Source organism: Jatrophihabitans sp. (assembly GCF_036000465.1).
In the GTDB taxonomy this organism is placed as follows: Bacteria; Actinomycetota; Actinomycetes; order Mycobacteriales; family Jatrophihabitantaceae; genus Jatrophihabitans.
The window spans coordinates 1-18533 of record NZ_DASYFV010000073.1; the positions used below are offsets into that span (position 1 = coordinate 1).

The window sequence follows — 18533 nt, forward strand, 5'->3', positions numbered from 1 at the left end:
CGAGCCGGGCAGTTGCTTCGCCGGGTCGCTGCTCGAACTCGCGCTGGCCGCCGACCGCTCGTTCCAGCTGGCTGGGGTGTTCGAGGATAAGGACTCTGACGCCGAGCCCGCGACCGTGACCCTCGGCGAGGCCAACCTCGGGCCGCTGACGATGAGCAACGGGCTGACCCGTCTGCAGACCCGGTTCTGGGGCGACGAGGCCGGCTACGAGGCGGTGACGAAGCGCAAGAACGAGGCCCTGGAGGCCGAGGACGCGGCCGACCTGGGCCTGGTGACGTTCGCGCCGGACGACATCGACTGGGACGAGGAGATCAGGATCGCGACCGAGGAGCGCTCCAGCTTCAGCCCCGACGCGCTCACCGGGCTCGAGGCCAACTACCGGTTCGCCGGCCCGGAGACGATGGAGACCAAGATCTTCGGGCGGCTTACCGCCTGGCAGAACTGGATATTCAACCGGCCCAACGCATCAGGCCCGGACGGCGCGCTACGCCGGTTCGGCACCGGGCAGCGGGCCGTCTTCGACCGGAAGCGAGTCTGATCCCCATGCCAGCCAAAAATGACGGAGCGGCCGCCGACTACACCGAGAAGATCCCGAACAACGTCAACCTGCACGAGGACAGGCGGCTGCAGCGGGCCCTGGAGTCCTGGCAGCCGAACTTTATCCAGTGGTGGCAGACCATGGGCCCGACGCTGCCGACCCAGGACGTCTACCTGCGCACCGCGGTCAACGTCGGCCGGGATGGCTGGGCGCAGTTCGGTCACGTGGCCATGCCGGAGTACCGGTGGGGGATCTTCCTGGCCGAACGGGACCCGGGCCGCACGGTCGGGTTCGGCGAGCACAAGGGCGAGCCGGTGTGGGCCAAGGTCCCGGGGGAGTACCGGGCGGAACTGCAGCGGCTGATCGTGATCCAGGGCGACACCGAGCCCGCCTCGGTGGAGCAGCAGCGCAACCTGGGCGCCACCGCGCCGAGCCTGTACGACCTGCGCAACCTGTTCCAGGTGAACGTCGAGGAGGGGCGGCACCTGTGGGCGATGGTCTACCTGCTGCACGCCTACTTCGGCCGCGAGGGCCGGGAGGAGGCCGAGGAGCTGCTGCACCGCAACTCCGGCAGCGACGACGCCCCGCGCATCCTCGGTGCCTTCAACGAGGAGACGCCTGACTGGCTGAGCTTCTACATGTTCACCTACTTCACCGACCGCGACGGCAAGTACCAGCTGGGCACGCTGAAGGAGTCGGCGTTCGACCCGCTGAGCCGCACCTGCGAGTTCATGCTCAAGGAGGAGGCCCACCACATGATGGTGGGCACCACCGGCATCGACCGCGTCGTCGAGCGCACCGCGATGCTGATGACGGAGCACGACACCGACGAGGTCGCCGCCCTCGGCGCGATCCCGCTGCCGGTGATCCAGAAGTACCTGAACTTCCACTACTCGGTGTCGCTCGATCTCTTCGGTGGCGAGACGTCGACGAACGTCGCGAACTACTACACCGCCGGCATCAAGGGCCGCTGGTTGGAGGACCGCCGCAAGGACGACCACCGCCTCGGCGACGACGCGATGATGGTCGACGCCGTCGTCGACGGCGAGATCGGCGAGGCCGAGGTGTCGGCGCTCGTCGGCCTCAACACCGACCTGCGCCGCGAGTACATCTCCGACTGCCAGGGCGGTATCAAGCGCTGGAACCGCATCCTCGACGAGGCCGGGTTGTCCGAGCGGCTCGCGCTGCCGAGCGTCGCGTTCAACCGCAAGGTCGGCGCGTTCGCCGCGATCGAGGCGACGCCGGAGGGAAGGAAGATCAGCGGCGACGAGTGGGCCGAGCAGCAGGGTGAGTGGTTGCCGACGGAACTGGACAAGACCCACGTCCGTTCCCTGATGCATCCGGTCTACGAGCGCGGCAAGATTGCCTCGTGGATCGCACCACCGCGTAACGGCATCAACAATCAGCCGCTCGACTACGACTACGTGCGGCTTCCCTGATCGGGGGACCGGGCGATGGCTGAGTTGTTCAACGCGTCCGTCTACCTCCTCGACCGGCGCCTGGAGGCCGGCGACGGCGACCGGCTCGCGCTCACCGGCGTCGGCGGCGATCTGACCTACGCCCGGCTGCACGAGCGGGTGCTCCGGGCCGCGGCCGGGTTGCGCGCGATCGGGCTGCAGCCCGAGCAGCGCGTGCTCATGTTCATGGCCGACTCACCCGAGTTCGTCATCGTCTACCTGGCGGCGATGCGGATGGGGGCGGTGCCGGTGCCCGTCTCGACGATGACGCACGCCGACGGCCTGGCCGAACTGCTGCGCGACTCCCGGGCCCGGCTGCTCGCCGTCACCCGCGAGTTCGGCGATCTCGCGAGCAGCGCGCTGAAGGACGCCCCCGAGGTCGCGGGCGTCCTGGCCGGCCCGGGCGCCGAGGTCGCGACCGGCCTCTCCGTCCACGCCCTCGACGAACTGGACGGCGTCGACCCGAACCCCTACGACACCAGCGCCGACTCGCCCGCGTTCTGGCTCTACACGTCGGGCACCACCGGCCTGCCCAAGGGCGCGATGCACCGGCACGGCTCGATCCGGCACAGCTGCGAGACCTACGGCACCGAGGTCCTGGGCATCACCCGCGACGACCGCTCCCTCTCCGTGGCCAAGGCCTTCTTCGCCTACGGCCTCGGCAACTCGGTGCTGTTCCCGCTGTCGGTCGGCGCGGCCGCGGTGCTCGAACCGGCGCCGTCGCGTCCCGACGTCATCGCCGAGCGGGCCCGCCAGTACGGCGCCACGCTGTTCTTCGGCGGCCCGACCTTCTTCGCCAACATGCTGCGCGCCGGACTGCCGGCCGACGCGCTGGGTCCCGTGCGGATGGCGGCCAGCGCCGGCGAGGCGCTGCCGGCCAGCCTCTACACCCGCTGGACCGAGCACTTCGGCGTCGAGATCCTCGACGGCATCGGCATGACCGAGATGCTGCACATCTTCCTGTCCAACCGGCCGGGGCAGGTCCGGCCCGGTACCACCGGCGTCGCCGTCCCGGGCTACGACCTGCGCATCCTCGACGACGACGGACGCGAGGTGGGTCCCGGAACGCCGGGCACCCTGTTCGTCCGAGGCGATTCGACCGCGATCGGCTACTGGTCGCGCTACGACGCGTCGCGCCAGGTGTTCCAGGGCGAGTGGCTGCGCACCGGCGACACCTACATCGAGGACGCCGACGGCTACTACGCCTGCCTCGGCCGCACCGGTGACATGCTCAAGGCCAGCGGCATCTGGGTCAGCCCGGCCGAGGTCGAGACCCGGCTGCTCGCCCACGACGCCGTCGCGCAGGCCGTCGTCGTGGCTGCGGCCGACCTCGACGGGCTGGAGAAGCCGGTCGCCTACGTGCTGCTGCACGAGGGGAGAGCGGTCGCCGAGGACGAGCTGATCGCGTTCTGCCGCGAGGGTCTGCCGTCGTTCAAGCGCCCCCGCAAGGTGGTGTTCGTCGACGCCTACCCGACCACGGCCACCGGGAAGATCCGTCGCGTCGAGCTGCGGGCGATGGCGGCCACTGCGCTGGTCGAGGCCCCGGTCGAGCAGCCGGTCGGCGGGCTGCACTGGCAGCGCGAGGACGCCCCGCGCTGGGACACCCACAAGCAGAGCGTGTTCGGCCCGACCGAACTCGCGAGCGTCGGGCTCACCGCCCCCGCGGCCGGCGCCGCGATCGCCGACGAGTGGTGGCAGGTCGTCGACGACGCCGGGACGATCCTCGGCTACGGCTGGCTCGACTCCGAGTGGGGCGACGCCCAGATCTCGTTCCTCGTCGTGCCGGACCGGCGCAGGGCCGGTGTCGGCGGCTTCATCGTCGGCCGGCTCGAGCGCGAGGCCGCGGCCCGCGGGCTCAACTACATCTACAACCAGGTGCCGCCCGGCCACCCCGATCGGGCGTGGATGACCGCCTGGCTCACCGCGCGGGGGTTCCAGGAGTCGTCGCAGGGCGATCTGCGCCGCCGCGTCGGCGCGGTTGCACCCGCTCCCGGTACCGCGTGAAGTGATCTTCCTTCCCGGGAAGGCTGTGCTCAACCGCTGAACCCCCGGAGGTCGACGATGCTCTCCCACTTCCTCGGACGCGTGCGTCGCCCGGCCCCGCGCCCCCCGTGCCGCCGCACCGGCCACAGCATCAGCGACATGTGCTCGCCGCCGGCCTGCCGGCACTGCGGACGGACCGTACGCTGAGCGGATGCTCGACGGCCGTCCACTGATCGACGTCCACCTCCACCCCGCCCGGCGCAGCACCCTCAAGCTGCCGTGGGACGTCTGGGTGCAGGACTTCGACGCACCCGAGCTGGACGGGCTGTACCCGGACGGTGACACCGTCGACGGCGCCGCCTTCGACGCGCTGCTCGCCGCCGAGGGGGTCGACGTCGCGCTGGTGCTCTCGGAGTACAGCCCCCGGGTCACCGGCACCCAGGCGGTCGAGGACATGGCCGCCGTCTGCGCGGCCAACCCGGACCGCCTGCACTTCGCGGCCAACGTCAACCCGCACCTGCACCACCCGGTCGACGAGGAACTGGCCCGCCAGCTCGACCTCGGCGCCGTCGCGTTGAAGGTCCACCCCGTCCACGGCGGCTTCGGCGTCAACCACCGGGCGCTGTACCCCGCCTACGCGATCTGCCAGGAGCGCGGCGTCCCCGTCGTCGTGCACTGCGGCACCTCGACCTTCCCCGGCGCGCTCAACCAGTTCGGCGACCCGATCCTGCTCGATGACGTGCTGCGCGACTTCCGCGACCTCGACCTCGTCCTGGCCCACGGCGGGCGCGGCTGGTGGTACGACGCCGCCGCGTTCCTCGCGCTGGCCAACCCGCGGGTGTGGATCGAGCTGTCCGGCCTGCCGCCGTCGCGACTGCAGACCTACTACGCCCGGCACAGCTGGCCCCGCCTGGCCCGGCGGATGATCTTCGGCACCGACTGGCCCGGCATTCCCGGGATCGCGGAGAACGCCCGCGCCGTCGCCGCCGTGTGCCCCGACCCCGAGACGGCCGACCTCGTCCTCGCCGGGAACGCGATGCAGGTCTACAAGTTCAAGCCCGGCTGCTGACGTGGCGGGCGCTCCCGAGCTGACGCTGCGCTCGACCCGCGGCAGGGGAGTGCTGGCCGCGACGATCCTGGGCAGCGGGCTGGCCCAGCTCGACGGCACGGTCGTCAACGTGGCGCTGCCCCGCATCGGCCGCAACCTCGGCGCCGGCTTCACCGCCCTGCAGTGGACGGTCAACGCCTACACGCTCACGCTGGCCGGACTGCTGCTGCTCGGCGGATCGCTCGGCGACCGGCTCGGCCGGCGGCGGATCTTCGTCCTCGGCGTCGTCTGGTTCACCGTCGCCTCGGCCGGGTGTGCCCTCGCGCCGTCGGCCGGCCTGCTGATCGCCATGCGGGCGCTGCAGGGCGTCGGCGCGGCGCTGCTGACACCGGGCTCGCTGGCCATCCTCGAAGCCGTGTTCCGGCGGGAGGACCGCGCCGCAGCGGTCGGGTCGTGGTCCGGCCTCGGCGGGGTGGCGACGGCGATCGGGCCGGTGCTCGGCGGCGTGCTCGTCGGCGTCGCGCCGTGGGGCTGGCGGCTCGTCTTCCTCATCAACCTGCCGCTCGCCGCCGTGGTCGTGTTCCTGTCCGCGCGCTACGTGCCCGAGACGCGCGACGACGAGGCGACCGGGCGTCTCGACGTGACCGGCGCCGTGCTGGCCGCCGTCGGGCTCGCGCTCACCGTGTACGCGCTCACCGAGGGCCCGCAGCGGCACTGGCCGGCCGCGCTGATCACCTGCCTCGTCGTCGGACTGCTGGTGCTGGCCGGCTTCCTGGTCGCGGAGGCCCGGGGCCACGCGCCGATGATGCCGCTGAGCCTGTTCCGCGACCGCGAGTTCTCGGCGGCCAACCTGGTCACGTTCGTCGTCTACGCCGCGCTGTCGGGGGCGCTGTTCCTGATCCCGGTGCAGCTGCAGCGGGTCTCCGGATTCACCCCGGTCGCGGCCGGCAGCGCCCTGCTGCCGATCACCGCCGTGATGCTGCTGCTGTCGGCGCGGATGGGACGCCTCGCCACCCGCATCGGGCCGCGGCTGCCGATGACCGTCGGGCCGATCGTCGCCGGCACCGGACTCGCGCTGCTGGTCCGGGTCGGACCGCGCGCGTCGTACCTGACCGATCTGGTACCAGCCCTGCTCGTCTTCGCGCTCGGCCTCTCGGCCACCGTCGCGCCGCTCACCGCCACCGTGCTCGCGGCGGCGCCCGCACGCCAGGTCGGCGTCGCGTCGGCGGTGAACAACGACATCGCCCGCGTCGCCGGCCTGCTCGCGGTCGCGGTGCTGCCCGGCCTGGCCGGCATCACGCCCACCGCGTACGACCACCCGGCGCTGCTCTCGACCGGTTTCCACCACGCCGTGCTCATCGCCGGCGGGCTGTGCGCGCTCGGCGGGGTGCTGTCGTTCCTGCTGATCCGCAACCCGCTCGCCGAGCCCGCGGCGCACCCGGTCGCCCACCACTGCGCCGTCTGCGCACCCCCAGCCCCTTCCGCTTCCCCTCCGGTCGACCCCGTCCGGGCCGGCTGAAACGGGGTCAGCCGGAGGGGAGGCGGTCAGCGGCGGGCAGCCACCAGCGGTCGGCGTCGTCCCGCGGGCGGTCGGGGTAGTCGCGGACGGCGATCGCGAGCAGCTCGTCCATGCGCCGGCGCAGTTCGGCGTCCACATCGCGCGGGTCGTCGCCCGGAGCCGCCACGATGGCCTCGCCGACGAACACCATGATCGTCTTGCCGCGCCGGACGCTGTAGCGGCGGTCGACGGTGAAGGTGCGTTGCGCGCCCCACAGCACGACGGGGACGAGCGGCACCTGCTCCCGCACCGCCAGGGTGGCCGCCCCGAGCTTGAACGACTTCAGGGTGAACGAGCGGCTGATCGTGGCCTCGGGGAAGATGCCGACGAGCTCGCCGGCAGCCAGCTCGCGGGCCGCCCGCCGGTAGGCGGCGGCACCGCTCGAGCGATCGACCGGGATGTGCCGCATGGCCCGCATCAACGGGCCCGACACCGGGTTCGCGAACGTCGCGTGCTTCGCCATGAACCGCACGAGCCGGTGCCGGGACGACGCGGCCAGCCCGATGAAGGTGAAGTCGAGGTAGCTCAGGTGGTTGCTGGCCAGCACCGCCGGACCGTGCCGCGGGATGTGCTCGGCGCCGCGCACGTCGAAGCGCAGGCCGAGCAGCCGGAAGACGATCCGGAACACGCGGACGACGACGCGGTAGGTCCTGTCGCGGGGCATATCCAACAGTTCGTGGGCGACGCCCCGGACGGACTCACCCGCGCGCGGGTCGTTGCCTCAGACCGGCACGGACAGCGACAGCGCGAAATCGCCGTCGGCGTCCGTCCACCACTGGGTCAGCCGGAGCCCGGCGGCGGCCAGTTCCTCGACGACGCGCTCGGGGCGGAACTTGGCGGAGATCTCGGTGCGCATCTCCTCGCCGCGGGCGAAGTGGACGTCGAGGTCCAACGACTCGATGCGCACCGGCTGGTCGCGCAGCGAGCGCAGGCGCATCTCGATCCACTCGTTCGCGTCGTCCCACATCGCCACGTGCTCGAACGCAGCGGGATCGAAGTCGCCGCCGAGGTCGCGATTCACCACGGTGAGGACGTTCTTGTTGAACGCCGCGGTGACGCCCTGCGCGTCGTCGTACGCCGCGACGAGGCGGTCAATCGACTTGACCAAGTCGGTGCCGAGCAGGAAGCAGTCGCCCTCGGTCAGGGGGCCGCGCACGGCGGTCAGGAAGCCGTGACGCTGAACGGGATCGAGGTTCCCGATGGTCGAACCCAGGAAGGCGAGCACGCGCCGCGGGTGGCGGGGCAGCTCGCCCAGGTGCTTCTCGAAGTCGCCCACCACCGGCTCGACGTCGAGGCTGGGGAACTCGTCGGACACCGCCGAGCTGGCGTCCTTCAGCACGGCCGGGTCGACGTCGAACGGCACGAACCGTTCGAGCGTGCCGGCGTCGCGCAGGGCGCGCAGCAGCAGGCGGGTCTTCTCCGAGGTGCCGCTGCCGAGCTCCACGAGCGTCTCGGCGCCGGTGACCGCCGCGATCTCGCCGGCGTGCAGCTCGAGGATGGACCGCTCCGTGCGGGTCGGGTAGTACTCGGGCAGCCGGGTGATCCGGTCGAACAGGTCGCTGCCGTGCGCGTCGTAGAAGTACTTCGGGGGCAGCGCCTTAGGGGTCGCGGTCAGCCCCGCTCGGACGTCGGTCGCCAGCTGCTCGGCGAAGGCGCCGGGGTCGAGATAGATCTCCACTACGCGGTCTCCAGATCGGTCACGGTGACCCCGGACCGGGTCACCTCCACACGGTGGTGGTCGGGCACGTCGACCCAGCGCGGGTCGTCGTCCCACGGCTCGCTCGCGACCACCACACCGTCGGGCTCGACGAGGTAACTCAATTCGTCGCCCCAGGTGATACCCACGATGCGGTCGCTCGTGATCATGAGCAGGTTGAGATACGCGTCCGGGTCGAGCCGGGCCACCTCGCGCACCGTGTCGACGGCGTTCGCCGCGCCGGCCGCGAACACATGCGCGGCCAGGAGCGCCGAGTCGCACACCGACTCGGCGTCGGCCCGGGCCGGCACGGCCTCGCGCGACACCCGGCCGTTGTGCGAGAGGAGCCACTCGCCGTCGGAGAACGGCGCCGCGGCGCTCTCGTCCGTCGGCATGCCGGCCGTCGCCGAGCGGACGGCCGCGAGCACCGCGCCCGACGACAGCACCGGCGCCACCGACGCGAACGACGCGTCGCCCCACAGCGGTCGGGCCGAGCGCCACCGTCGGACGCCGCCGTCGGTGTCGAGGAATCCGACGCCCCACCCGTCGGCGTTCAGCAGCCCGCGCTTCTGCCGCCGCGGCGCGTACGACTGGCGCAGCAGCCCGCAGGGCGGGTCGAGCACCAGCGAGGACACCGACCGGGGCTCGCCCAGCCAGGCCAGGTGCCTACACAACGTCCCACGCCAATCGGAGGCCGCAGAAGATCTGCCGGCGGATCGGGTGGTCCCAGTTGCGGAAGGACGGCCGGATCGTGTTGCCGCCCACCGCCCAGGAACCGCCGCGCAGGATGCGGTAGTCGCCGCCGAAGAACGGTTCGCTGTACTGCCGGTAGAGCATCGGGGTGAAGCCGGGCCACGGCGTGAGCGCCGACGTCGTCCATTCCCAGACGTCGCCGATCAGCTGCTCCACGCCGTAGGCCGAGGCGCCCGCCTCGTACGAACCGACCGGGGCCGGGCGCAGGGCCGCGCCGCCGAGGTTGGCCAGCGCCGGAGTCCACTCCGAGGCTCCCCACGGCCAGCGGCGGCGCGCCTCCACGGCGGGGTCCCAGACACACGCCTTCTCCCACTCCTGCTCGGTCGGCAGCCGCGCGCCGGCCCAGGCGGCGTAGGCCTCGGCCTCGAAGAAGCAGACATGCTGCACCGGCTCGTCCGGCGGGATGTCCTCGACGATGCCGAAGCGGCGCCGCGAACCGTCGACCCCCCAGAACTGCGGACGCTCGAGCCCGGCCTCGACGCGGTGCTGCCACCCGCGGTCCGACCACCAGCGCGGCTCGCGGTAGCCCCCGGCCGCGACGAACCGGGCGTACTCGGCGTTCGTCACCGGCACCCGCCCGATGCGGAACGCCGGCAGGTCGACCCGGTGCGCCGGCCGCTCGTTGTCGAGCGACCACGGTTCGTCCTCGGCGTCGACCCCGAGCACGAACTCACCGGCCGGCACGAGCACGGCGTCGTGCGGCACCGGGCGCGGCGGGGGCAACGCCGCCCCCGCCCCGAGCAGTGCCACGCCGTCGCGCAACTGATGCGTGGCCAGCATCGTCTCGATGTGCTGCTGCTCGTGCTGCTCGACCATGACCACCGGGAACAGGTCCTCGGCGGTGGTCCGCGCAGCGAGTGAGTCGAAGACCTGATCGCGGACGTCGGCGAGGTAGCGCCGCGCCTCCTGCGGGGTGAGCAGCGGCAGCGCGACGCGGGTCGCCCGCGGGTGCTCGAACGCGTCGTAGAGCTTCTCGATCGCGGCCGGCAGCACGCCCTGACGGGCGGCGTCGCCGCCGCGCAGCAGCCAGAGATCCTCCTGCTGGCCGATGTGGGCGAGGTCCCAGACCAGCGGACTCATCAGGGGGCTGTGCTGGCGGGTCAGCTCGGGCTCGTCGAACTCGGTGAGCGCGGCCGTGCGCACCCGGGCCTGCTCGAGGCCGCGGGCCGCCGCCTCGCGAAGGTCAGACACCCGCTCTCGCCTCCTCGGCCAGGACGGTGATCGGATCCGAGCGCCGGGCCCGCTCACGCAGCTCGTCGCCGGGCGTGCGGCCGTCGGCCACGAGCTCGGCCAGCGCCTCGACGCCGGCCTTGAGCTCGGGCGCGCAGCGGCGGGTCGCGACCTCGACGCAGCCGAACGCGGCCCGGTGCACCGCCGGGTCCTTCAACCCGTCGCGGGCGGCGGTGACCCAGGCGTCGCGCAGCGGCTCGCACAGCTCGGCGGCGCGATCGGAGGCGATGTCGTCCTCGACGAGCGCGACCGTGAGCGCCGCGAGGGCGGGCCACCAGCGGTCGGGCAGCGCGTCGAGGCAGCGGATCTCGACGTAACCGCGCGGACGCACCGGCGGGAACAGCGTGGTCAGGTGGTAGTCGAGATCGCTGGTCGTCGGGCGCCGGTCGATCGGCGACGCCCCACGCAGCCAGGCCCGGAAGGGCACCCGCTGCCGCACCGGGGTCACCCGCTCGCCGTCGCGCACCAGCATGACCGGCGCGTCCAGGGCGTACGACGCCCACGCCGCGCCCGGCTCGACGCCGCGCACAGGGTCGCTGCGGCTGTGGTCGATGCCGTGCCAGGCCTCCTGGCGCATCGAGTGCCAGCCCGACGCCTCGCCGGCCAGCAGGGTCGAGCAGGCCGACACGGCGACGAGCACGGGTCCGAGAGCGCGGATGCGGCCGAGCCGGTCGGTCCAGCGCTCACGCGGGCCGGCGTCGAGATTCACCTGCAGGGCCGCCGTCGCCGACATCATCGCCTTGCCCGAGCGGGCGCAGTTCAGCGCGGCGAAGTGCTCCTCCATCGCGACGTACCGGGCGCTGGGATTGATGCGCTGGACGGGCCGCGCGGGGTCGGTGCCGAGCGGGGCCGAGCCGAAGCCGGCGGCGGCCAGGCCGTCCTGCAGGACCCGCCGGTCGGCGAGCAGCGCGGCCACGGAGGCGGCCACGCCGACCTCGGGCGGCGTGGAGAGTTCGAGCTGACCCCCGGGTTCGACGGTCACGCTGCTGCCCGACGGCATCGGCGGCAGGCCGCCGGCGAGCTGCTGGACCTGCTCCCATGACGGGCGGCGCGCCGGTTCGGCGAGATCGACGAGATGGAACTCGAGCTCGAGGCCCACCCGCGCGGCGTCACCGCCGGGACTCTCGCGCAGCGCGCCGTCGATGATGTGCCGCCGGGCGGCGTCGAGCGGGTCGGCCGCGGTCAGCAGCTCGTCGGCGGATTCGTCGTGCTGGTCGGATGGCACTGCGGAAACAAATTGAGCGGTCACTCCGCCCCCTCCAGGTCCGGACCGGTCGCACTGCGCGACCGCGGGTCGGTGCGGGGGCGGCCCTCTGTCCGGCCGTCCTCGTATCTGCGCTAGCTCTCGGTTGAGCCGGCTGGTGGTGCTGTTCGGTTGTGCCTTCCAGTCTTGCTCACGCCTCTGACAACGCACAACGACCCGGAAAGCGTTCATCCGATCGTCATGAGCTACCGCTCCGGCAGCACCGCCCGCAGCCGCTCCAGAGCCTCGGACGTGACGTCGACGTGGGGGCTCACCCGCAGCAGGGGGCCGGCGCCGTCGCGCGGGGCGCGCGTCGTCGAGCCGGCGGTGGTGAGGACGGCGTGCTCGGCGAACAGCCGGTCCCGCACCGCCGCGACGTCCTGGCCGGCCGTCGGCCGCAGCGCCGTGATCGCGCTGCCGGTCGATCCGGCCACCGCCCACCCGGGCACGACGGCCAGCACCTGCCGGGTCAGCCGGCCGACCTCCTCCAGGCGGGCGACGACGGCGGCCGGTCCGAGGTCCAGGTACTCGCGCACCGCCCGGGCCAGGCCGATGCGCCCGGCGATGTGGGCCTCGTGCGATTCGAGGTGCCGCAGCGGCAGGGGCGAGTCCTCCATCGGACGTCGCGCCACCCGCAGCGACTCCCACCACGGCTCGGCCACTGCCAGCAGGCCGACCCCCCGCGGACCGGTGAGCCACTTGCGGCTGGTCGAGTACACCGCGTCGACGCCCTGGGCGGTGTCGACGTGTCCGAGTGCCTGGGCCGCGTCGACCCACAGCGGCACGCCGGCCGCGCGGCACGCGGCGAGCGCCTCGGCCACCGGTTGCACCAGCCCGCGGTGCGACGTGACCTGGGTCAGGTGCACCACTGTCGGCGGGTCGTCCGCCAGCACCCCGGCGAGGGCGGCGACGTCGAGCCGGCCGGTGCCGTCGTGCGGGACCTCGACGATGCGCAGTCCGCGGGCGGTGAAGGCGGCGAGGTTCGGCCCCCACTCCGGGGCGACGACACCGACCGACGCGTCCGGCGGCAGCGGCCACACCCGCAGCAGCGCCTCCAGCCCGGTCGTCCCGCTCTCGACGAACGCCACCCCGCCCGCCGGCTGCGCGAGCAACCCGGCGATGTCGTCCCGCAGCCCGTCGAGCGCGGGCTGGGCCTCGCGCATCGCGATGTAGGCACCGCGGGTCGCCTCGCGCCGGGCGTGCGCGGCCACCGCGTCGAGGGTCGCCACCGACGACCGGCCGGCGGCGCCGCTGTCGAGGTGCAGCACGGTCGAGGTCGGACGGTTCGCCGCCCACACGTTCCACGGATCGGCCAGCACCCGATCCACGCTGCCACAGCCTCCAACCGGGATACGTCAAGCACTAGCCTCCGGGTATGACTGCCGTCGAGATCGCCGCCGACGTCCGGTCCGGCCGGGGCACGGCCCGGCAGGCCGTGGAGCATGCGCTCGAGCGGATCGAGAACATCGATCCCGACATCGGGGCCTACCAGGAGGTCCGGGTCTTCGCGGCGCTGCGCGAGGCCGATGCCGTCGACGCGCGCCCCGACCGCGAGAGCCTGCCGCTGGCCGGCGTGCCGGTCGCGATCAAGGACAACGTCGCCGTCGCCGGTGAACCCATGCGGGTCGGCTCGGCGAGCACCGACCCCACGGGCCAGCCGGCGGACCACGAGATCGTCCGGCGCCTGCGCGCGGCGGGCGCCGTGGTCGTCGGCCTCACCCGGGTGCCCGAGCTCTGCGTCTTCGGCGCGACCGATTCGACGTTCGGCACCACGCACAACCCGTGGGACCGCGCCCGCACCCCCGGCGGCTCGTCCGGCGGCTCGGCCGCCGCCGTCGCCTCCGGCACCGTGCCCATCGCGCTCGGCAACGACGGCATGGGCTCGATCCGCATCCCGGCGGCCTGCTGCGGACTCGTCGGGCTCAAGCCCGGCTCGGGCGTCGTCCCGGCCGACCTCGGCAACGGGTCCTGGTTCGGGATGGCCGAGAACGGCCCGCTCGCCACCACCGTCGCCGACGCCGCCCTGATGTTCTCGGTGCTCGCCGCTCGACCCGACTACGCCGACATCGCCGACCCGGGCCCGCTGCGCATCGCCGTCTCGATCAAGGTGCCGGCCGCCGGCACCCCGCTCGACCAGCAGTGGGCCGCCGCCGCCCGCCGCGCCGGCGACCTGCTGCGCGGCGCCGGGCACGCCGTCGAGGCGGCCGACCCCCCCTACGACCAGCGCATGTTCGTCTCCGAGGCCGTGCGCTGGACGGCCGGCACCGAGCTCGACGCCCAGCTCGTCAGCAACCGGTCGGCGCTCGACGCCCGGGTGCGCCGGCACGCCGCGCTCGGCCGCCTCGCGCTGCGGGCGGGCCTGCCCAAGGAGAACGGCCGCCGCCGCTGGCAGCAGCGGGCCGGGTCGTTCTTCGCCGACCACGACGTGCTCGTCACCCCCGCCCTCGCCCAGCCGCCGATCGCCGCCCGCCGGTGGTCGCACCGCGGCTGGCTGTCGAACGTGTGGGCCAACGCGCGCTACGCACCGTTCGCCGCACCGTGGAACCTGGCCGGCTGGCCGGCGATGACCGTGCCCGCCGGGCTCGACCGCAGCGGGCTGCCCCTGGCCGTCCAACTCGTCGCCCGGCCCGGGGGTGAGGCGACCCTGCTCGCGGTCGCCGCCCAGCTCGAACGACTCCACCCGTGGCCGCGCACCGCGCCGAACCGGAAAGGAACCACGCCATGAGCGATCTCGACAGCATTCCCACCGACGAGGCCCGGGTCCGCGAACTCGACCGCGCGCACGTCTTCCACTCCTGGTCGGCCCAGGCGCTCATCGATCCGCTGCCCATCGCGAGCGCCGAGGGGTCGTACTTCACCGACTACGCGGGCAAGCGGTACCTCGACTTCTCCAGCCAGCTGGTCAACGTCAACATCGGCTACTCGCACCCGCGCATGATCGCGGCGATCCAGGAGTACGCCGGGCGGTTCACCACCATCTCGCCGGCCTTCGCCAACGACGCCCGCAGCGAGGCCGCCCGCCTCATCACCGAACTCGCGCCGGGCGATCTCAACCGGGTCTTCTTCACCAACGGCGGCGCCGAGGCCACCGAGAACGCGATGCGCATGGCCCGCCTGCACACCGGCCGGCACAAGGTGTTCGCCGCCTACCGCAGCTACCACGGCGCCACTGCCGGCGCGATCGCGATGACCGGCGACCCGCGCCGGTGGGGTAGCGAGCCCGGCATGACCGGCATCGTCCACTACTGGGGGCCCTACCCCTACCGCTCGGCGTTCCACTCGACCAGCGCCGAGGAGGAGTGCGCCCGTGCGCTGCAGCACCTGCGCGATCTCATCGCCGTCGAGGGGCCGGCCACGATCGCGGCGATCATCCTCGAGACGGTGGTGGGGACGAACGGCATCCTGGTGCCGCCGGACGGCTACCTCGCCGGGGTCCGCGAGATCTGCGACGAGTTCGGCATCGTCATGATCGCCGACGAGGTCATGGCCGGCTTCGGCCGCTGCGGCGAGTGGTTCGCCGTCGACCACTGGGGCGTCACCCCCGACCTCATCACCTTCGCCAAGGGCGTGAACTCGGGCTACATCCCGCTCGGTGGCGTCATCATCTCCGAGCGCATCGCCGCGACGTTCGACCAGCGCCTGTTCCCCGGCGGGCTCACCTACTCGGGCCACCCGTTGGCCTGCGCGAGCGCCGTCGCCTCGATCACGATCTTCAAGGACGAGGGCATCGTCGAGCACGCCCGCAGGCTCGGCACCGACGTCATCGAGCCGGCCCTGGCCAAGATCGCCGCCAAGCACCCGTCGGTCGGCGAGGTCCGCGGGCTCGGCGCGTTCTGGGCCCTCGAGCTCGTGCGCGACCGCGACACCCGGGAGCCGCTCGTGCCGTACAACGCCTCCGGGGCCGAGGCCAAGCCGATGAACGACTTCGCGGGGGCGTGCAAGCAGCGCGGCCTCTGGCCGTTCACCCACTTCAACCGCACGCACGTCGTGCCGCCGTGCAACACCCCGGCCGATCAGGTGAGCGAGGGTCTGGCGATCCTCGACGAGGCCCTCGACGTCGCCGACTCGTTCTACACCGGCAGCTGAGCTACTCGGGCCGCTCGTCCAGCGGCGTCAGGTCCACGATCTCGTCGACGAACGGCGTCGACTCGGGCAGCGGGGCCGGAGGCCGGGCGGGCGACGGCGGCGGCGTCGAGGGCACCAGGCGCAGCGTGTGCAGCCGCACGTCGGCCACCACCTGCTGCTCGACGAGCTGACGGCGCAGGATCTTCAAGGTCTGGTCGTAGACGATGCGACGGGTCAGCCCCGGTGCGAGCGAGCCGGCGATGCCGACGATGCGCCCGCGGGTGCCGGCGAGCTCGATCGGGTTGAGGATCTCGACGCTGATCAGCCGCCGGGTACCGCCGGCCACCGCGGGGGGCGGCGTGCGGTCGAGCGCCGCCGCGGCGGCGGCGTCGGGTCCGCGCTCGTCGTCCGGGCGCAGGTGGAGATAGCCCAGCGCGCCGAGGGTCACGAGGTTCGTCACGACGAGCACGATCACGAGGACGAGCACGGTTCGAACGCTACCGAGACCGGGCGTCGTCAGCCGGGCGTGGGCGCATCGGTGTGCCCCGCGCGCGCGGCGATGACGCCGGCCTGGAACCGGCTCGACGCGCCGACCTGGGCCATGTAGTCGGCGATGTGCCGCCGGCAGGTGCGCACCGAGATCGACAGCCGCCGCGAGATGGCCTCGTCCTTCTCGCCCTCGGCCATCAGCCGCAGGATCGCGGCGCGGGTCTGGTCGAGCTCGGTGTCGTCGTGCTGCTTGTTGATGACGTCCTCGAGCGGCGCGGCCTCGGCCCAGAGCTGCTCGAACGTGGCGACGACCCAGGCGATGACGTTGGGTTCGCGGACGACGGCCAGGCCGTGCCGGCCGGGGTCGTCGGTCGGGATCGGCAGCAGTGCGACGGAGCGGTCGACGACCAGGCTGCGGCCCGGCACCGACGGCGCGAAGCGGATCTTCGCCCCGTTCTGGGCGAGCTCGTTGAGGTAGGAGCGGGTGGCGCGATCGCGCAGCGCGGTGTGCTGGTAGAGCGCCCGCGTCTTGATGCCCCGCCGGGCCGAGTAGACGTTGGCGACCCGCGTGCGGCCGTCGATCCGGGTCGAGGGCAGCCGCCCGGGTGCCACCGACAGCAATTCCTGCTCGCAGCGGTCGGCGTAGTGCATGAGCACGTTCGCGATGGCGCTCTGGTCGGAGATGACGTCGACCGCGCCCTCGTGGACGATCGTGCTGAACGCGGCGTTCCACTCGGGGACGAGTCGCCGGATCGTGTCGCGACGCTGCTCGACCGCCGCCCGGCGGGCGCCCAGCTCAAGGTCCTCGGCGCCGAGCACGGTGGCCTCGGCCAGCATCGGGCTGACGGCGTTGAGCCGGTCGCCCTCGCTCAGCCGCAGCAGCCCCATCTCGGCGAGCCGCGCGACCGACTTGTCGATCTCGTCGGAGGTCGTCGCCAGCTCCTCGGCGAGGTCCGGGATGAGCTGGTCCGGCCGGCTCAGGGCGGCACGGTAGAGGGCCACGTCCAGATCGGCCAATTCGCCGAAATCGCCCACAGGTGCCGTCCGTTAGTTCGTGCCAGGCAGCTTGCTGCCACTTGGCCGATTTGAGTTCCTGGCCCTTCAATGACAATCCTATTGTCAGGCATCGGACCGATGTGAGCGACTGCAGCAGATTCATGTGCGACAAAATCGCCATAATTCTGGGCAAAGGGGTGGAAATGCTTCGGGTTGTTTCGCGGGCGGCGGCAGTTGTGGCCGTCGTCGCGGGGGTCACCCTCGGCGCGTCCACCCTCCCGGCGCAGGCCGCTCCCGCTCCGCACTCGACCGTCAGGACCGCGCCGGTCAAGAGCGCGCCGGTCCGGACCGCTCCCGCCAAGTCCACTTCCTCCGGCGTCACCTACACCCAGCAGGACTGGTGGTGGTAGCGCCCGTGCGCTGACGCTGCAGACCGTATGTCCTGGCGGTCGCAGCAGCGTGACACCGGTCCCGCCCTCCTCTGCAGCAGTCCCTCACCTCCGTCGGGTGAGCGGCTTCGGAGGGCGGGATCGATGTGTCCGGCCGTGGGGGCTCTGCGAGGATCACCTCATGGTCGAGACTCCGGACGGACTCACGCACGTGCACAGCGGCAAGGTCCGCGATCTCTATCGCAGCGCGGACGGCCGGTTGGTGATGGTCGCGAGCGACCGCATGTCGGCTTTCGACTTCGTGCTGGACTCCCCGATCCCGGACAAGGGACGCATCCTGACCGCGATGTCCGTGTGGTGGTTCGCCCAGCTCGACGCCCTGGTCGCGAACCACCTCGAGAGCGTCGACGACCCGATCATCCCGAGCGAGTGGCAGGGCCGCACGATGGTCTGCACCCCGCTCGACATGGTGCCCGTCGAGGCCGTCGCCCGGGGCTACCTCACCGGTTCCGGGCTGCTCGACTACCGCGCCACGGGCGAGGTGTGTGGGGTCGCCCTGCCGCCCGGCCTCGTCGACGGCGACCGGCTGCCCGAACCCATCTTCACCCCGGCCACGAAGGCCGCGATCGGCGAGCACGACGAGAACGTGTCGTTCGAGACCATCACCGCCGACGTCGGCCCCGAGACCGCTGCGGAGGTCCGCGACCTGACCCTGGGCATCTACTCCTTCGCCGCCGAGCTGGCGGCCGGCCGCGGCATCATTCTCGCCGACACCAAGTTCGAGTTCGGCCGGCATCCGGACACGGGGGCACTGGTGCTCGGCGACGAGGTGCTCACGCCGGACTCGTCGCGCTTCTGGCCGGCCGACCGCTGGACACCGGGCCGGCCCCAGCCCAGCTTCGACAAGCAGTTCGTCCGCAACTGGCTGCTGTCGCCCGAATCCGGCTGGGACCGCGCCTCGGGTGAGGCGCCGCCGCCCCTGCCGGACGACGTCGTGGCCGCGACCCGCGAGCGCTACGTCGAGGCGTACGAACGGCTCACCGGGTTGAGCTTCGCCGACTGGCCGGGATGATCCGACGGGGGCCGCC

Annotated in this window: 16 protein-coding genes and 1 pseudogene; 9 read left to right on the forward strand and 8 right to left on the reverse strand. The window is 72.7% G+C overall.

The features are described 5' to 3' along the window. The 5 genes and pseudogenes from VGN18_RS19645 to VGN18_RS19665 all read left to right on the forward strand — a co-directional run. A pseudogene (locus tag VGN18_RS19645) lies at positions 1-538 on the forward strand (benzoyl-CoA-dihydrodiol lyase); the annotation flags it as partial. Positions 539-543: 5 nt separating this feature from the next. Next, a complete protein-coding gene (boxB, locus tag VGN18_RS19650) occupies positions 544-1977 on the forward strand; it encodes a benzoyl-CoA 2,3-epoxidase subunit BoxB (RefSeq protein WP_327541423.1) in 1434 nt (477 codons plus the stop codon). A gap of 15 nt (positions 1978-1992) precedes the next feature. After that, complete coding sequence (locus VGN18_RS19655) at positions 1993-3999, forward strand: benzoate-CoA ligase family protein (RefSeq protein WP_327541424.1); 2007 nt, start codon at positions 1993-1995, stop codon at positions 3997-3999. A 190-nt stretch (positions 4000-4189) separates the two neighbouring features. Then, on the forward strand, positions 4190-5047 hold the full coding sequence (locus VGN18_RS19660; protein WP_327541425.1) for an amidohydrolase family protein: 858 nt from the start codon (positions 4190-4192) through the stop codon (positions 5045-5047). A gap of 1 nt (position 5048) precedes the next feature. Beyond that, complete coding sequence (locus tag VGN18_RS19665) at positions 5049-6545, forward strand: DHA2 family efflux MFS transporter permease subunit (protein ID WP_327541426.1); 1497 nt, start codon at positions 5049-5051, stop codon at positions 6543-6545. Positions 6546-6552: 7 nt separating this feature from the next. Here the strand turns inward: VGN18_RS19665 and VGN18_RS19670 are convergent, their stop codons facing one another. The 6 genes from VGN18_RS19670 to VGN18_RS19695 all read right to left on the reverse strand — a co-directional run bounded on the left by VGN18_RS19670 (position 6553) and on the right by VGN18_RS19695 (position 12834). Beyond that, complete coding sequence (locus VGN18_RS19670; RefSeq protein ID WP_327541427.1) at positions 6553-7248, reverse strand: lysophospholipid acyltransferase family protein; 696 nt, start codon at positions 7246-7248, stop codon at positions 6553-6555. Positions 7249-7305: 57 nt separating this feature from the next. After that, positions 7306-8262 carry an L-histidine N(alpha)-methyltransferase gene (egtD, locus tag VGN18_RS19675; protein WP_327541428.1) on the reverse strand — a complete coding sequence of 319 codons (957 nt, stop codon included), beginning with the start codon at positions 8260-8262 and terminating at the stop codon, positions 7306-7308. Further along, positions 8262-8954 carry an ergothioneine biosynthesis protein EgtC gene (egtC, locus tag VGN18_RS19680; RefSeq protein WP_349259972.1) on the reverse strand — a complete coding sequence of 231 codons (693 nt, stop codon included), beginning with the start codon at positions 8952-8954 and terminating at the stop codon, positions 8262-8264. Before egtC ends, egtD begins: the two co-directional genes overlap by 1 nt. After that, positions 8947-10224, reverse strand: coding sequence for an ergothioneine biosynthesis protein EgtB (egtB, locus tag VGN18_RS19685; RefSeq protein ID WP_327541430.1), 1278 nt, complete (start codon positions 10222-10224; stop codon positions 8947-8949). The genes egtC and egtB overlap by 8 nt, the downstream gene beginning before the upstream one ends. Beyond that, on the reverse strand, positions 10217-11488 hold the full coding sequence (egtA, locus tag VGN18_RS19690; protein WP_327541431.1) for an ergothioneine biosynthesis glutamate--cysteine ligase EgtA: 1272 nt from the start codon (positions 11486-11488) through the stop codon (positions 10217-10219). The genes egtB and egtA overlap by 8 nt, the downstream gene beginning before the upstream one ends. A gap of 224 nt (positions 11489-11712) precedes the next feature. Continuing rightward, positions 11713-12834, reverse strand: a complete 1122-nt coding sequence (locus tag VGN18_RS19695) for an aminotransferase class V-fold PLP-dependent enzyme (protein ID WP_327541432.1) — start codon at positions 12832-12834, stop codon at positions 11713-11715. Positions 12835-12881: 47 nt separating this feature from the next. On the opposite strand from VGN18_RS19695, the gene VGN18_RS19700 reads away from it, so the two are divergent. Beyond that, positions 12882-14231, forward strand: coding sequence for an amidase (locus tag VGN18_RS19700; protein WP_327541433.1), 1350 nt, complete (start codon positions 12882-12884; stop codon positions 14229-14231). Then, a complete protein-coding gene (locus VGN18_RS19705) occupies positions 14228-15592 on the forward strand; it encodes an aspartate aminotransferase family protein (RefSeq protein ID WP_327541434.1) in 1365 nt (454 codons plus the stop codon). The genes VGN18_RS19700 and VGN18_RS19705 overlap by 4 nt, the downstream gene beginning before the upstream one ends. A 1-nt stretch (position 15593) precedes the next feature. Here the strand turns inward: VGN18_RS19705 and VGN18_RS19710 are convergent, their stop codons facing one another. After that, complete coding sequence (locus tag VGN18_RS19710) at positions 15594-16058, reverse strand: hypothetical protein (RefSeq protein ID WP_327541435.1); 465 nt, start codon at positions 16056-16058, stop codon at positions 15594-15596. Between the two features lie 29 nt (positions 16059-16087). Beyond that, positions 16088-17062: a helix-turn-helix transcriptional regulator gene (locus VGN18_RS19715; RefSeq protein WP_327541436.1), complete on the reverse strand. Its 975-nt coding sequence runs from the start codon at positions 17060-17062 to the stop codon at positions 16088-16090. A gap of 230 nt (positions 17063-17292) precedes the next feature. Between VGN18_RS19715 and VGN18_RS19720 the strand changes: the two genes are divergently transcribed. Both VGN18_RS19720 and VGN18_RS19725 read left to right on the forward strand, forming a co-directional pair. Next, positions 17293-17466, forward strand: coding sequence for a hypothetical protein (locus tag VGN18_RS19720; RefSeq protein ID WP_327541437.1), 174 nt, complete (start codon positions 17293-17295; stop codon positions 17464-17466). Positions 17467-17626: 160 nt separating this feature from the next. Continuing rightward, positions 17627-18517, forward strand: a complete 891-nt coding sequence (locus VGN18_RS19725) for a phosphoribosylaminoimidazolesuccinocarboxamide synthase (protein ID WP_327541438.1) — start codon at positions 17627-17629, stop codon at positions 18515-18517. The last annotated feature ends 16 nt before the right edge of the window (positions 18518-18533 follow it).

Excerpts from the sequence above, each read along its gene's own strand:
- boxB (WP_327541423.1), top strand. The coding sequence starts at position 544 with ATGCCAGCCAAAAATGACGGAGCGGCCGCCGACTACACCGAGAAGATC.
- VGN18_RS19725 (WP_327541438.1), top strand. The coding sequence starts at position 17,627 with ATGGTCGAGACTCCGGACGGACTCACGCACGTGCACAGCGGCAAGGTC.
- VGN18_RS19670 (WP_327541427.1), bottom strand. The coding sequence starts at position 7,248 with ATGCCCCGCGACAGGACCTACCGCGTCGTCGTCCGCGTGTTCCGGATC.
- VGN18_RS19655 (WP_327541424.1), top strand. The coding sequence starts at position 1,993 with ATGGCTGAGTTGTTCAACGCGTCCGTCTACCTCCTCGACCGGCGCCTG.
- VGN18_RS19705 (WP_327541434.1), top strand. The coding sequence starts at position 14,228 with ATGAGCGATCTCGACAGCATTCCCACCGACGAGGCCCGGGTCCGCGAA.
- VGN18_RS19700 (WP_327541433.1), top strand. The coding sequence starts at position 12,882 with ATGACTGCCGTCGAGATCGCCGCCGACGTCCGGTCCGGCCGGGGCACG.
- VGN18_RS19660 (WP_327541425.1), top strand. The coding sequence starts at position 4,190 with ATGCTCGACGGCCGTCCACTGATCGACGTCCACCTCCACCCCGCCCGG.